Below are 13,435 nucleotides of genomic sequence, written 5' to 3'. Positions count from 1 at the left end.
GCGCGGGCGCGGTAGATCCGCGGCGTGTCCACCGCGAAGTGCCCGATCTGCGGCCGCACCGCCGCGCCCCGCCCCGCGAACCGGGCGTTCCCGTTCTGCTCCGATCGCTGCAAGCTCATCGACCTCGGCAAGTGGCTGGGCGAGGAGTACCGGATCCCGGGCCCGCGCGCCGGCGACGGGTCCGAGGCGCCGGAGCGGCCGGTCGATCGCGAGGAGGACGAGCCGTGAAGCCCGTGCTCGTCGTGGCCAGGCCGCTGCCGCACGCCGACCTCGGCGCGCTCGCCGGCCGGTTCGAGCTCCGCGGCGGCGCCGCCCCGCTCGGCCGCGCCGAGCTCGCGGCGGCGGTGCGCGACGCGGACGTGCTGGTGGTCACCTACCTCGACCGCGTGGACGCGCCGCTCCTCGAGGGCGCGCCGCGGCTCCGGCACCTCGCCTCCTACGGGATCGGCGTGAACCACCTGGACCTCGGCGCCTGCCGCGCGCGCAGGCTGTGCGTGACCAACACGCCGGACGTGGTGACCGCCGCCACCGCCGACCACGCCTGGGCGCTCCTGCTCGCCGCCGCCCGCCGCGTCGCCGAGGGCGACCGGGTGATCCGCGCCGGCGGGTGGACCAGCGTGGACCCTGCGTGGATGCTCGGCACCGAGATCAGCGGGAAGACGCTGGGGCTCGTCGGCTTCGGCCGCATCGGGCAGGCCGTGGCGCAGCGCGCCGCCGGGTTCGGGATGCGGGTGCTCTACGCGGCCCCGCGCGACGCCGGCTTCCCGGGGGCGCGGCGGGTGGAGCTCGACGAGCTGCTCGCCGCCTCGGACTTCGTCAGCCTGCACGTGCCGCTCACGCCCGCCACCGAGGGCCTCGTGGACCGGGCGCGCCTGGCGCGCATGAAGCCCGGCGCCATCCTGGTGAACACCGCGCGCGGGCAGGTGGTGGACGACGCCGCGCTGGCCGAGGCGCTGGCCTCCGGCCGGCTCGCCGCGGCCGGCCTCGACGTCTTCCGCGACGAGCCGCGGGTCCCCGAGGCGTTCCTGCGGCTCCCGAACGTGGTGCTCACGCCGCACCTCGGCTCCGGCACGCGCGAGACCCGCACCGCCATGACGCGGATGGTCCTCGACGAGGTGCTGCGGGTGGCCTCGGGCGAGGCGCCCCGGCACCCGGTGCCGTAGCGCGCGCCACCCGCGCCCGCGGGCCGTCGCCGTGATATGACGGGCGGCCATGTCCGAGCCCGCACCGAGCCCGCCGCGTGCCAGGACGCACCGCGCGGCGCAGGTGATCGGTGGGCTGGCGATCTCGGCGGTCGCGCTCTGGCTCACGCTGCGCGGCAAGGACCTCGGCGGCATCGGCCAGGCGCTGCGCGACGCCGACTACCGGTATCTCTGGCTGTACCTGCCGTTCCTCGCGGCCATCCACCTGCTGCGCACGGTGCGCTGGGGGCTGCTGCTCGAGCCGGTCGCGAAGGTGCCGTTCGGCCGGCTCAACGCCGTCTCCGCCGTCGGCATCATGGCGCTCTCGCTGCTCCCGTTCCGGCTGGGCGAGTTCGCGCGGCCGTACCTGGTCGCCGACCGGCCCCGGCTGCGCGTCTCGAGCGCGCTCTCGTCGGTGGTGGTGGAGCGCGTGGCCGACGGGATCTTCACCGGGCTCCTGCTCATGGTGTCGCTCCTGTCGGTGCCGGAGGGCACCCCCGGGCTGCGCGTCATTCGCACCGCCGGCGTGGTGGTGTCGCTCGCGTTCGTGGCGCTGCTCGCGTTCCTGGTGGGCGCGTACCGCAACCGCGCGCTGGCGGTGTCGCTCGCCACCCGGCTCGCCACGCCCATCTCGCCGCGGCTGGCGGCGCGCGGGGCGGGGATGCTGGACGCGTTCATCCACGGCCTGCGCCTCGTGCCCTCGGGGCGGAAGGTGGCGCTGTTCTTCGCGCTGACCGGGATCTACTGGGGCGTGAACGTGTGGGGCATGCAGGTGCTGGCCCGCGGCTTCGGGTTCGACCTCGGCGCCGCGGCGGCCTGCACGGTGCTCGGGGTGCTGGTCGTCGGCGTGATGATCCCCGCCGGCCCGGGCATGGTGGGGACGTTCCAGGGCGCGGTGGTGCTCGGCCTGGGCCTGGTCGCGCCGGGCGCGGCCGTCTCCACGCACGGGGTCGCCTACGCGAACGTGCTCTGGGCCGCGCAGATCGGCGCGCAGGTCGCGGTCGGGCTGCCGTTCCTGTTCTCGCGGCACATCGAGCTGGGCCGGCTGTTCACCGCGCCGCGCGAGATGGAGGCGGGCCTCGAGGACGAGGAGACGGAGTACCGCGCCGGCGAGGGCCGCTGAGGCCGGCGCGGCGCGATCAGGGGAGCGCCGGCGCCGGATCCCGCAGGACGGCGCGGGCGGCGCGGTCGAGGACCTCCTCGAGCTCGGCCAGGAACCCGGCGTCCACCGCGCGATCGATCTCGGCGAGGAACGGGTCCAGCTCGGAGGCGGCGGCGTCCTCGAACGGCAGGAACAGCGTGCGGGGGCGGGGCGCCATCACAGCTCCTCCTCGAGCCAGCGCAGCAGCGCGTCCTTGATGCGGTCCGCGGGGCGGTTGCGGGGGAGCGGCGCCGGCGGCGGCGCCTCCGGGGCGCGGAGCGGCAACTCGGGCGGGGGAGCCTGCTCGGTGCGCGTGGCCAGGCGCTGCGCGGTCTTCCGCATCCGGTATCCTCCGATATCGGATTCTTCGTACCACGCGCAGGGGACACGTCAAGGAACCGTCCGCCCGTGCTCCGGCCCGGGGTGGGAGAATGACCAGCCTGGCCGGAAGGAGCCGCCCATGTCTGCTCCGCGCACCCTCGTCCTCGCGCTCGTCGCCGTCCTCGCCGCGTCCGCCGCCTGCCACGGCGGCGATGGCGCCGGGCGCCGCGAGCCCGTGCTGCCGCCGCCCGTGGCGGTGGACCGCTCGCCCAGCCTCGCCGCCGCGCCGAGCTGCGAGGCGCTCGAGACCGCCATCGAGGACGCCCTGGTGCTGCAGATGCGCAGCGAGCTCGAGCAGCTCCGCCTGACCTGGGCTGGCTGGGGCGGCCTGCCGGTCGGCGGGGCCCCGGGCGGCGACGCCGGCTCGCCCGCGCCGTCGGGCTACACGACCACCAACGCGCAGGTCGCCGGCGTGGACGAGGCGGACTTCGTCCAGAACGACGGCACGCGCATCGCCGCGCTCGCCGACGGCCGGCTGCACCTGCTCTCGAGCTGGCCGGCGGACGCGCTGGCGGAGCGGTCCTCGGTTGCGATCGAGGGCTGGCCGCGGGACCTGTTCCTGGCCGGCGACCGGGTGGTGGTGTTCAGCACGCTCTACGTGCCGCGCGCCCTGGAGGGCGACGCGCCGATCTGCGGCGGGCCGGCCATGGGCGCCCCGGTGGCGAGCGACGCGATCTGGTGCGGCTACCAGGCGAGCAACGTGACCAAGGTGACCACGCTCGACGTGGCCGACCTCGCCGCGCCGCGGGTGACGGCCGAGATCTACCTGCCGGGCAGCTACCTCGCCGCGCGGCGCATCGACGCGCGCGTGCGGCTCGTGATGACCGACGAGCTCCCGTACCCCGACGGCGTCGCGTACTGGCCGGAGCTCCCGCCCGGCGCCGGACCCGCCGAGCGCGACCGCGCCTTCGCCGCGCTGGAGGACGCGAACGAGGCGCTCATCCGCGCCCGCCCGCTGGAGGACTGGCTCCGTCGCGGGGAGGTGAAGCGCGCCGACGGGACGAGCGCGCCGGTCGCGTACGCGTGCACCGACTTCGCGCTGGGCGCGGCGCCGGTCCGGCCCGGCATCCTGACCGTCGCCACGCTCGACCTCGACCGGCAGGCGCTCGCCTCCAGCACCTCGGTGCTGGCCCGGGCCGGCGTCGTGTACGCGTCGCACGACACGCTCTATGCCGCCGCGAGCCACTGGTGGTGGTGGCCCATGCCCGGCCAGGCCGACGCGACCTACCTCCACGCGTTCGACCTCCGCGATCCCGACCGCGCCACGTACCTCGGCTCCGGCGTCGTGGACGGGACGCTCGACGACCCGTACCAGCTCGACGAGCACGAGGGCGCGCTGCGGGTGGCGAGCACGCTCGCGACCCGCGTGGCGGGGAGCGATCCCTGGGGCACCGTGGAGCGCGCCAGCCAGCTCACCGTGCTCGGCCTCGCCGACGGCGCGCTGCGCACCCTCGGGAGGACGGAGCCGTTCGGGCGCGACGAGGCGCTGTTCGCGACCCGCTTCCTCGGCCCGCGCGGCTTCGCGGTGACCGCGCGCCAGATCGACCCGTTCTTCACCTTCGACCTCTCGGACCCCGCCGCGCCACGGCTCGTCGGCGAGCTCGAGCTGCCCGGCTTCATCGGCTACCTGCACCCGCTCGACGCGACGCACCTGCTCGGCGTCGGGCGCGAGCCCGGGACGAACGGGATGATGCAGGTGAAGGTGCAGCTCCTCGACGTGACCGACCTCGCCGCGCCGGCCGCGGTCGCGACCGCGCTGGTGGGGGAGGGGTGGAGCTGGTCGGACGCGCTCTGGGACCCGCACGCGTTCACCTGGTTCCCCGGCGCCTCGGGCGGCGGCCTGCTCGCCATCCCGTTCGTGGACTACGGGATGGAGGCGTTCGTCTCCGACCTGCGGCTGTTCCGCGTGGACCCGGCCACCGGGATCGCGCCTGCGGGCGCGCTCGCCATGGCCGACGTGTACGCGAGCGCCTCCGGCCCGGGCTGGAGCTTCGCCTGGTCGCCGTACGTGCGCCGCAGCGTGCTGGCGGAGGACGCGGTGGCCGGGACGTTCGTCTACGCCGTGAGCGACGCCGGCGTCCGCTCGGCCAAGGTGGCCGAGCTGCCGGCGTGGCTGCGGACCGTGACGTTCACGCCCGTTGACGGAGGGTGACCCGCACGATAGGTGATCTCGGCAGCGACTTCGTCCAGAGTAGGGCCGCCGAGCCCACGCTTCCAGGAGGCCAGGATGTCCCGCTCCGCCGCTGCCGCGTCGCTCGCCGGCATCCTGGTCGCGTCGTCCGGCTGCGCGGACGCCTGGTACATGGTTCGGGGCACCGTCGGATCCGCCCAAGGAAGCGCCATCCGCCCGCTCACCGGCGCGGCCGTCGAGCTGACACCGCCTCCGGGCCAGGCCGCTCCGAGCGACGGCCCGTCGTGCACGGGCCCGGAATCCAAGGCGGCGACGCGCAAAAACGGCTGGTTCCTGGTCGTCCAGCACTGCTACGGCGTCCTGAGGGCCCGCTGCGCTCCCTGCGACTTGGCCGTCTCCGCGCCCGGGTACGAGACGCGGGTGGTCGAGATACGCCGCGAGCGCTCCAGCTTGCGCCCGTGTCCGCCGGAAGAGGATCGCATCTACGGCCGCTGGTGCCGGGAGATCGACGTGGTCCTCGAGCCGCGGACACCGGCGCGCCGCTGATCGGCGGCCTCCGGCCTACCGCTCCTTCCAGGAGGGCGCGCGCTTCCCCAGGAACGCGCTCACGCCCTCCACCGCGTCCTCGGTGGCGGCGAGCGTGGCGAACAGGTCGTCGGCGAGGTCGATGCGCTCGAGCGCGGGCAGGTCCGGCAGCCGGTTCAGGCCCTCCTTGCCGATGCGCAGCGCGAGCGGGCTCTTGGCGGCGACCTTCTGCGCGAGCTTCAGCACCTCGTCCGCGAGCGACGCCTCCGGCACCACCCGGTTCACGAGGCCGAGCGCCAGCGCGTCCGCCGCGCTCACCAGCTCGCCCGTCAGCAGCAGCTCCGCCGCCTTCTTCCGTCCGATGAGCCGCGCCATCGCCGCCGCCGGGCCCAGGCAGATGAGCCCCACGTTGATGGCGGTCGTGCCGAACCGCGCCGTGTCCGCCGCGACCGTGAGGTCGCAGGCGAACGCGAGCCCGGCGCCGTTCGCCACCGCGTACCCCTGCACCGCCGCGATGGTCACCGTCCGCATGCGCGCGAGCGTCCGATAGAACGCGTCGATGCGCTGGAGGAGCTCGCGGTACTCGCGCTGCGTTCGCGGCGTGAACTGCTCGAGCGCGATCCCGGTGCAGAAGTTCTTCCCCGCGGCGTCCACGACGACGACCGACACCTCCGGATCGTCCTCCATCCGCCGCAGCGCCTGGTCGAGCTGGTCGGCGAAGGGGAGGGTGAACGTGTTCATCGCCTCCGGCCGGTGGAGCGTGATCCAGCCGATGCGGCCTTCCTTCCTGGTCCTGACGAGCGCGTCGTTCATGGGATCCCCTGGGCGGTGGAGCGGGTGGAGGCGGCGTGACTCGCCCCCGAGCTTTTCACGAAGGGCGCACCGGGCGCCGGCCCCCAGTTGGGCCTCCCGCGATCCGGCTCGCGGGAGCGCCGGCGACCGCGCGCCGGTCCGTCTGTTGCTCCCGCCAGAGCGCGCAGCAATGTTCAGCTGCCGGCGAGCCGCCGGATCCCACCGCTCGCCCGGGCAGGAGCGTCGCCATGCGCGCCCGAGGTCGCCGTCTCACCCGATCCGCCGCCCCCGTGATCCTGCTCGCGCTGCTCGCGCCCGCGGACGCGTGGGCCCAGCAGAAGCTCTCCGGCATCGGCGACAGCATGATGCAGGGGGCGAACGCGCGCCTTTCCTGGTGGCCGCCGCCGGGCGATCAGATCCAGTACAGCAACGCCCAGGGCTGGGACTCGACCGTGAACCCGGTCTACCGGCGCTACCGCTCGCTGGGCAAGCTGCCCGGGGGCGAGCAGTTCGTCTCGGTGGACGGCGCCGAGATGGTGGGAGGGCGCAACAACGCGCCGGCGCAGGCGCAGCGCATCTGCGCGCAGCTCGTGAAGCCGGACCGGATCGTGCTGCTGCTCGGGGCGAACGACGTCTGCAACCGCTCGTCCACCTCCACGCTCTACGCTGCCGACACGTTCGGCGCGGCGCTGGCCCAGGCGCTCGCCATCCTCGCCGCCCCGACCTGCGGGCTGCCGCCCGGCACCTGGGTCCACGTCGTGTCGGTGCCGCCCGTGAACTACCTCTACTCGGCCGGCCTGGAGAAGCAGTGGTCCACCGGCACGCCGTGCCAGGCGATCTGGTACGCGGCCGGCATCTGCCCCACGGTGACGCGCGGCTCGAGCACGGATCGGGCGATCGTCGCGCAGCGCATCGCGCAGTACAACGCCGCGATCGCCGCCGCGGTCGCCGACGCGCAGGGCCGCTACGCGCCGGCGGTCCGCTTCACCACCGACTGGAACCCCGCCCCCGAGGCCTGCGTCGGCACGCACCGGTTCCGCGGCCGCGACCTCTCGGACATCGACTGCTTCCACCCGAAGTGGAACACCGGCCAGCGAACGCTCGCCTGCGCCACCTGGGAGTCGTGGGAGTCGGTGGCCCTCGGCGGTTCGGGCAACGAGGCGGGCTGCTTCCTCCAGTGACCCGAGGCACGCCATGAGCGATCCCACCCTCGAGCTCCTCCGCCCCCTCGCCGCCCTGGCGATCCTGGCCTCGACGGCGGCCGTGGCCGCGCCGGCGTCCGAAGACCGCGCCGCCGCGTCCCTCCAGGCGCGCGCCGCCGCCGCGCGTACCAGCCCGGTCGCGGCCGCGGAGGTGGCCGCCCTCGCCGCGCCCGAGCCCGCCTCGAGCGCCGCCGACTACCGCGCCCGCACCGTGACGCTCCACGTCCTCGGGGTGCAGCAGCCCGGCACGCCCGACGCGTTCGCGACGGTCGCGGACGTCGCCACCTGGGAGACGCGCGACGTCCGCGTCGGCGACGCGATCGGCCGCAACCTGCTCGTCCGCGCCATCGGGCCGGACGGCGTGGTGGCCGCGGACGGCGCGCGCGAGGTCCGGCTCGGCGTCGGGCGCGACGTCGCGGTGCGCGTGGTCGAGCACGTCTTCGACGCCGCGGCGACCCCGCGCGGCGCGCACGACTACGACGTCGATCCGGCCGCGCTCTCGCGCCTGCGCGGGCTGCACGGCACCGGGGCGGCCGGCGAGGTGGTCGTGATCGATCAGCCCGCCGTGAAGCTCACCTCGGTGGATCCGCGCGGAGTCCTCGCCCACCTCGGGCTCCGCGAGGGCGATCTCCTCTGGCGCTTCGACGGGCAGCCCGTGGGTCCCGCGGACCTGGATCGCATCGCGACCGCCGTCGCGACGCCGGGGAGTGGCGTCCACGCCGTGGACCTCACCCGCAACGGCGCGGCGTTCACGGTGTCGTACTACCCGCGGTGATCGCCGAGCGGTGCGGTCGCAGGGCTGAAGATCCGAGGGCCGCGGTTGCTGGGGTCCCGAAGCGCCACGGTCTGGAGCGTGAAGAAGCTCGACCGGCGTGGCCCGATTCGGCGGCACGGCAGACCGGCCCGGTGAGCCAGTGCACCTCGATATCGCGACGTGACGGGCCTGGGCCGTCGCGTCACGGGCGAGCGCATCGGCGCACCGGGTACGCGGCGGCGTCATACCCAGAACGAAAGCGGCGCCGCGATCCAGGAGCCCCGGGTCCGATTTGTTCCGAGTTTCGGGTGCTTGAAGGCGGACGGCCTCGGGCAAGCTGGCCATTCCGTCGCTCCCGATTCAGTTCTTTCGACGCATGTCGTCGGCACTGGTCCTCGAATTTGCGTCCTGACTAGCTCGCAGCGGATTCGGACGACCCGGTTCGTGCGGCGGGCGTCAGACGACGGAGATAGCGTCACGCAGCGTGCGTGCTAGAGCGCTGCCGCCAGGGGAGCCACCAAGGGTGACTGGACTCATTGAGCGACCAGGTAGCGTCGAGCCGGAACAACCGAAACACGCGTTCGTCGACGCCTACGGGGATCCTGGGCTCGACATCGACAAGAACGCCACGACGGCGTTCTTCATCGTTGCGGCCGTGCTGGTGGACGGTGAGCGTGTTGGGGAGGTGTACGCGGCGGTCGAGGCGATTCGCCGGAAGCACTTTCAGAAGGGACCGATCAAGTCGAGCGCAGTCGGCGAGAACGACAAGCGGCGCCTCCGCGTTCTCGCGGACCTGATGGCGCTCCCGGTCCGCTTCGCGGCGGTGGCGCTCGACAAGCAGCGGCTCATGAAAGATGGCGAATTCCTCTACCCTGGTCTCAGGTTCAAGGGCTCGTTCGTAAAATTCGTCCACTCACAGTTGTTTGACCGCATGTACGAGCGACACCCTGGCCTCCAGGTTCTCGCAGACGGCACAGGGCGCGAAGAGTTCATGGAAGAGTTTCGGCGGTACGTCCTGGGCGGCGTGAGCGGGCGCCAGGGCGACCTCTTCGCCAAGCCCGGATTCGCGTTCGAGCGGAGCACGAACCACGTTCTCATCCAGGTCGCCGACTTCATCGCCGGGTCCCTCGCCCGAATCTACGACCACAAGAAGTTCTCGTCTCGCGCTGAAGAGATCCACCGCGCGCTTCAGCCGAACGCGTTGTACGTCACCGATTGGCCGAAGCGGTTCCGGAATCCACCACCGCTAAAGCGGTTGGACTCGGAACACGACGAGAAGGTGCGCCGGTACTGCCTCGAACGAGTTCAGGACTTCATCGCGGAGCACCTGGACTCGGAAGATCCCGACGTGAAGGCACGCACGGCGGCACTCGAGTTCCTGCTCTTCCGCTATGAGTGGGCGGGAGAGGACGCCTGGACGCCGACGGGGTCGCTCCAGGACTACCTCGCCGAGATCTGCGTCGAACCACATTCCGCCCACAACATCCGCTCGAAGATGATCGCGCCGCTCCGAGACGTCGGCGTCATCCTCGCCAGCTCGAACAGGGGCTACAAGGTCCCCGCCAGCATCAATGACGTCGTTCAGTTCGTAGAGCGGACAGACAGCGTGGTCGTCCCGATGCTACGTCGCGTCGATACCGCCCGGCAGGCCATCAAAGAGCTCACCGGCGGGTTCGACATCCTCTCGCAGGAGCGATTCGCGGCCTTACGTGAGGCACTCGACGGAAGAGTGTTCGGACAGGGATCCCTGACTTAACGATGCAGGCCGCGGAACGCCGGGACGAACGGTTCGCGTCGCCAGTTGCTCGCGAAAGGCTTCCTAGCAGTTTCGCCCAAATGGCATGCGTTGCTCCATGCGCGGGAAGCGATGTTCTCGAAGAACCTACCCGATCCGCTCGCGGGCATCCTCATCACGGCGCGGCAGATGGAACTCCGCGGCGAGCCGCCTTGCCGAGGAGGTGCCCGACTACGTCGCCAGCCGCGCCGCGGCCGGCGAGATGGATGGGGCCGCGAACAAGGATGGCGCGGCCGACGGCCGTACGGGCATCGCCGTCGCTGAAGAGCAGAACCGGGGCAATCCGTAGCGCGACGGGGCCGCTGCGGACGAAGCAATCGGAGCGTTCCTGCCTCGCCCGGTCGCTCCACTGAACGGGCGCCGCCCGTGCCCACGTCACGTAGGCAGCGGTGAGTCGGCCCGCGAGATCGTCCTCTTCGCACGCGCGGCCGAGTGCGTAGGGTTCGTCGCCCGCACCGGCTCCATCCGCACGCGCCACCCCGAGGCGCTCATCCACCGAGGGAACCCGAGAGCCTCCTCCGAGGAATGGATGAGGACCCGAACGCCGAAGGCCGCGGGCACGGGATCACGAGAGCATCCAGGGCGGCTCCGGGGGCAGGCTACCCTGTCGAGCTTCCGGGACGCGGTGCAACGCTTCGGCGGCAAGGACGGTAGGAAGCGATCCACGCGGTCAAGCTCCCCATGCGCGGCTGCGAAGCCGATCTGCGCGTGAAACCGGGCGAGCTTCAAGACCAGGGCGTATCCCAGGCCGCGAGGAGAACTGGGGGTCGCAGCGCCTTCCGAGGAGGCGCCAAATTCTGTCCCGCGAACCCGGCACAGGCAGACGCGCGTCGATGAGAGAGTCGAAGCGGGTGTCCGGCACAGAAAGATCGTGATCTCCTTGGCCGATCTCTGCAACGCGCGCACGGTCGATGGGGTGCACTCTTGGTATGCTGAGTGTCCGCGGCCGCGGTACGATGCGTGCCCCGTGGATCACAATCCGAGGACGCCTACATGACTGTGCTGCTTGCGGCGGTTGCGGCTTGCCTTCTCGCTGTCCTCGCTGCCGCGGTGGTGTTCCTGCTCAAGTGGCGCGGCGAGTCTTCGCGCCGCGCCGACGTCGAGCAGCAACTTCAGAGGTACTCGGCAATCATCGATGTTGAGGCACACGTCGCGGGAGTGCGGCAGAGCATCGCAAACCTGATCGCGGAGAGGGACCAGTTCACCGCAGCCGAGCAGAAGAGGAGGGCTGAGCTGAATGGCACCTACCAAGGCGCGTTCGCGACGTATCAGCGGCTCAAGCAGGAGGTGACCCTCCTCGAAGAGACCTTGGAGGACATCTCGTTCGGCTTGTACAAGCCGCACTACACCTTCGAGACTTCCGAACAGTTCAAGGGCGCTCTTGCGAGCATCTACGAGCAGAAGCGCGAGTTGATCCGGGGCGGGGTCGCGGCCACATGCGAAACGACTTGGACTGTCGGAAACAGCGAGCGCGACGGCAAGCGGATGGTCAAGCAGCAGACGAAGCTCATGCTCAGGGCCTTCAACGGCGAGGTCGATGCTGCCGTAGCGAAGGTGACGTGGAACAACGTCACGAAGATGGAGGAGCGAATCCGCAAGTGTGCGTCGGCCATCAACGACACCGGCACGGTGATGCGTTGCTCGATCTCGCCGCAGTTCGTCGAGCTTGCGCTTGCCGAGCTGCGCCTCACCTATGAATACGAGTTGAAGAAACACGAAGAGAAGGAGGAGCAGCGCCGCATCCGCGAGCAGATGCGCGACGAGGAGAAGGCACTCCGGGAGGCCGAGCGCGCACAGCAGGAAGCGGCGGCCGAGGAGACGAGATTCGAGAAGGCGCTCGCAAAGGCCCGCGCCGAGGTCGAGAAAGCCAAGGGCGAAGAACTGGCGAAGGCGAACGCGAAGATGGCTGAGCTTGAGCAGAGGCTCTCAGAGGCGCACGCCAAGATGCAGAAGGCGACCTCGATGGCGCAACTTACGAAGAGCGGCCACGTCTACGTGATCTCGAATGTCGGCTCATTCGGCGACAAGACCTTCAAGATCGGCATGACGAGACGACTCGACCCGCTCGACCGGGTGTACGAGTTGAGCGACGCCTCGGTGCCGTTCGACTTCGACGTTCACGCGATGATCTACTCCGAGGACGCACCGGGGCTTGAGAACGCCTTCCACAAGGCTTTCGCCGATCGGCGCGTGAATCTGGTGAACTTGCGCCGCGAGTTCTTCAACGTCTCCCTTGACGAGATCGAGGAGTTCGCGCGCAAGCAGAACCTCGCGATCGAGTTCACGAAGGTGACCGAGGCCCGCGAGTACCGGGAGACGATCTCGATTCGAAGAGCGGCCATGGCACCGGCAGCCGCGCCCAAGAGCGGAGCGGAAGCCGGTGCTGCCGCGCCGATGCCGCCTCCGACGCCCGAGGCGTTCCCTACGCAGATCCTCGTGTAGGCGGTGCGCTACTCGATCGCGCGAACCGGCGGACAACCGAGCACCCGCGGCAGGCAAGCCTCGTCAACCCTCGTCGATGCTCATTCGAGGAGAAAGGCTTGTGATGTTCGGGGCTTTGCTGCGGAACTGAGAGTGGTGAGGGGGAGAATCGAACTCCCGACCTAGGGATTATGAGGCACTGTAGATGGGGTCCGGAGTACGCGGGGACGCGTCCAAGGGCCCGTCGTGACGTGCTTTTGTGGCCGTGGCTGGCCGCGCCCGGCCGGGGGCGTTACGTAACCGCTACGTAACGAAGTGCCCATTGCCTGCTGACACTCGGAGGCCGACGAGTCCCGCTACTTTGGACGGGCGCGCCGAAGGTCCGCGAGCGCGATCAGGTCATCCACCAGGCGACGAAGCGGGGATCGCAAGTCATCGAGGTCATGCTTCCGGGCGATGAACCTGCGGTTGTGGGCGGAACTGTCGCCGAGTTCCTTGACGCTTTTGAGCGCCTTCTTGCTGTCGCGGCTCAGCGTTGACAGTCCGGAAGTACTCACGGCGCGCTCGACGATGTCCCCGAGCATGAAGAGCGTTCCGTCGCGCTTGATCTCGGCCTCACGACCGAGCTTCTCGTAAGCCTCTATGAGCAGCGTCTCCACTAGACGCCGAACCATCACGCTAGCGGCATCGTAGTAGGTGGCGAAGTAGCAGCCATTGAGTTGCTCGCAGACAACCTCAATGTATCCGCGTGTGCCTCGCCAGACGTCTTCCGGTAGGAACTCGCCACTGGCGGGCACCTCCGGAGCAGTCGGCTCCAGCACCCCGGCGAGCATCGCTTCGATCTTCGGCGCAGCGTCGGTTTTAAGGCGAAAGTTCTTGCTCGTCCGGAGCGTGAGCCGCGAACTTGCGAGACTCTTGCCGAGTCGACTGGAGTTCGGGGCACCAAGACCTAGTCGCTGCAGTTCGCGGGCTAGGTCGCCGGCAGATGCGGTGCGGTCATCAGGATGAGTTGCGTTTCGCTCTCGCCACCAAAGCAGGCTGAGTGCGAGTTGCGTCGAATTTAGGGCGGGTGTCCTTCTGCCAAGGCGGCGCGCAAACTCGTCCAGAGTCAC

General features: G+C 71.0%; 14 protein-coding genes. 10 read left to right on the top strand and 4 right to left on the bottom strand.

The genetic code is table 11. The features are described 5' to 3' along the window. Positions 1-24 precede the first annotated feature (24 nt). From ADEH_RS09655 to ADEH_RS09645, 3 genes are read left to right on the top strand one after another with little or no spacing between them, the layout of a single operon-like run. Complete coding sequence (locus ADEH_RS09655) at positions 25-228, top strand: DNA gyrase inhibitor YacG (protein WP_011420914.1); 204 nt, start codon at positions 25-27, stop codon at positions 226-228. Further along, entirely contained in the window at positions 225-1,163 is a 939-nt protein-coding gene (locus tag ADEH_RS09650) for a 2-hydroxyacid dehydrogenase (RefSeq protein ID WP_011420913.1), read from the top strand. Before ADEH_RS09655 ends, ADEH_RS09650 begins: the two co-directional genes overlap by 4 nt. 49 nt (positions 1,164-1,212) lie before the next feature. Then, on the top strand, positions 1,213-2,304 hold the full coding sequence (locus ADEH_RS09645) for a lysylphosphatidylglycerol synthase transmembrane domain-containing protein (protein ID WP_011420912.1): 1,092 nt from the start codon (positions 1,213-1,215) through the stop codon (positions 2,302-2,304). A 16-nt stretch (positions 2,305-2,320) separates the two neighbouring features. Here the strand turns inward: ADEH_RS09645 and ADEH_RS09640 are convergent, their stop codons facing one another. Together ADEH_RS09640 and ADEH_RS23275 are read right to left on the bottom strand one after the other, a co-directional pair. Next, positions 2,321-2,500, bottom strand: a complete 180-nt coding sequence (locus tag ADEH_RS09640) for a hypothetical protein (protein ID WP_041453462.1) — start codon at positions 2,498-2,500, stop codon at positions 2,321-2,323. Continuing rightward, positions 2,500-2,664: a hypothetical protein gene (locus ADEH_RS23275; protein WP_198133817.1), complete on the bottom strand. Its 165-nt coding sequence runs from the start codon at positions 2,662-2,664 to the stop codon at positions 2,500-2,502. Before ADEH_RS23275 ends, ADEH_RS09640 begins: the two co-directional genes overlap by 1 nt. Positions 2,665-2,782: 118 nt before the next feature. Between ADEH_RS23275 and ADEH_RS09635 the strand changes: the two genes are divergently transcribed. Beyond that, positions 2,783-4,855 carry a beta-propeller domain-containing protein gene (locus tag ADEH_RS09635; protein ID WP_011420911.1) on the top strand — a complete coding sequence of 691 codons (2,073 nt, stop codon included), beginning with the start codon at positions 2,783-2,785 and terminating at the stop codon, positions 4,853-4,855. 75 nt (positions 4,856-4,930) lie between these two features. Continuing rightward, the gene (locus ADEH_RS09630; RefSeq protein WP_011420910.1) at positions 4,931-5,380 is read left to right on the top strand and encodes a carboxypeptidase-like regulatory domain-containing protein; all 450 of its coding nucleotides are present in this window, start codon (positions 4,931-4,933) and stop codon (positions 5,378-5,380) included. Positions 5,381-5,395: 15 nt separating this feature from the next. Here ADEH_RS09630 and ADEH_RS09625 read toward each other — a convergent pair whose 3' ends face one another. Further along, positions 5,396-6,172 (bottom strand): enoyl-CoA hydratase/isomerase family protein, encoded by a 777-nt coding sequence (locus ADEH_RS09625; protein WP_011420909.1) that lies wholly within the window; start codon positions 6,170-6,172, stop codon positions 5,396-5,398. 269 nt (positions 6,173-6,441) lie between these two features. On the opposite strand from ADEH_RS09625, the gene ADEH_RS09620 reads away from it, so the two are divergent. From ADEH_RS09620 to ADEH_RS09600, 5 genes are all read left to right on the top strand, one after another. Then, the gene (locus ADEH_RS09620; RefSeq protein WP_232287466.1) at positions 6,442-7,332 is read left to right on the top strand and encodes a GDSL-type esterase/lipase family protein; all 891 of its coding nucleotides are present in this window, start codon (positions 6,442-6,444) and stop codon (positions 7,330-7,332) included. A 13-nt stretch (positions 7,333-7,345) separates the two neighbouring features. Beyond that, positions 7,346-8,128 (top strand): hypothetical protein, encoded by a 783-nt coding sequence (locus ADEH_RS09615; RefSeq protein ID WP_011420907.1) that lies wholly within the window; start codon positions 7,346-7,348, stop codon positions 8,126-8,128. Between the two features lie 502 nt (positions 8,129-8,630). Continuing rightward, positions 8,631-9,863, top strand: a complete 1,233-nt coding sequence (locus ADEH_RS09610) for a DUF3800 domain-containing protein (RefSeq protein WP_011420905.1) — start codon at positions 8,631-8,633, stop codon at positions 9,861-9,863. Between the two features lie 202 nt (positions 9,864-10,065). Continuing rightward, positions 10,066-10,191, top strand: coding sequence for a hypothetical protein (locus tag ADEH_RS23680; protein ID WP_269529031.1), 126 nt, complete (start codon positions 10,066-10,068; stop codon positions 10,189-10,191). A 704-nt stretch (positions 10,192-10,895) separates the two neighbouring features. Further along, a complete protein-coding gene (locus ADEH_RS09600) occupies positions 10,896-12,344 on the top strand; it encodes a DUF4041 domain-containing protein (protein ID WP_011420902.1) in 1,449 nt (482 codons plus the stop codon). A gap of 335 nt (positions 12,345-12,679) precedes the next feature. Here ADEH_RS09600 and ADEH_RS09595 read toward each other — a convergent pair whose 3' ends face one another. Next, positions 12,680-13,435 carry a hypothetical protein gene (locus ADEH_RS09595; protein ID WP_011420901.1) on the bottom strand — a complete coding sequence of 252 codons (756 nt, stop codon included), beginning with the start codon at positions 13,433-13,435 and terminating at the stop codon, positions 12,680-12,682.

This window comes from Anaeromyxobacter dehalogenans 2CP-C (genome assembly GCF_000013385.1).
GTDB classification, from domain to species: Bacteria; Myxococcota; Myxococcia; order Myxococcales; family Anaeromyxobacteraceae; genus Anaeromyxobacter; species Anaeromyxobacter dehalogenans_B.
This window is presented reverse-complemented; position numbering and strand designations above follow the sequence as displayed.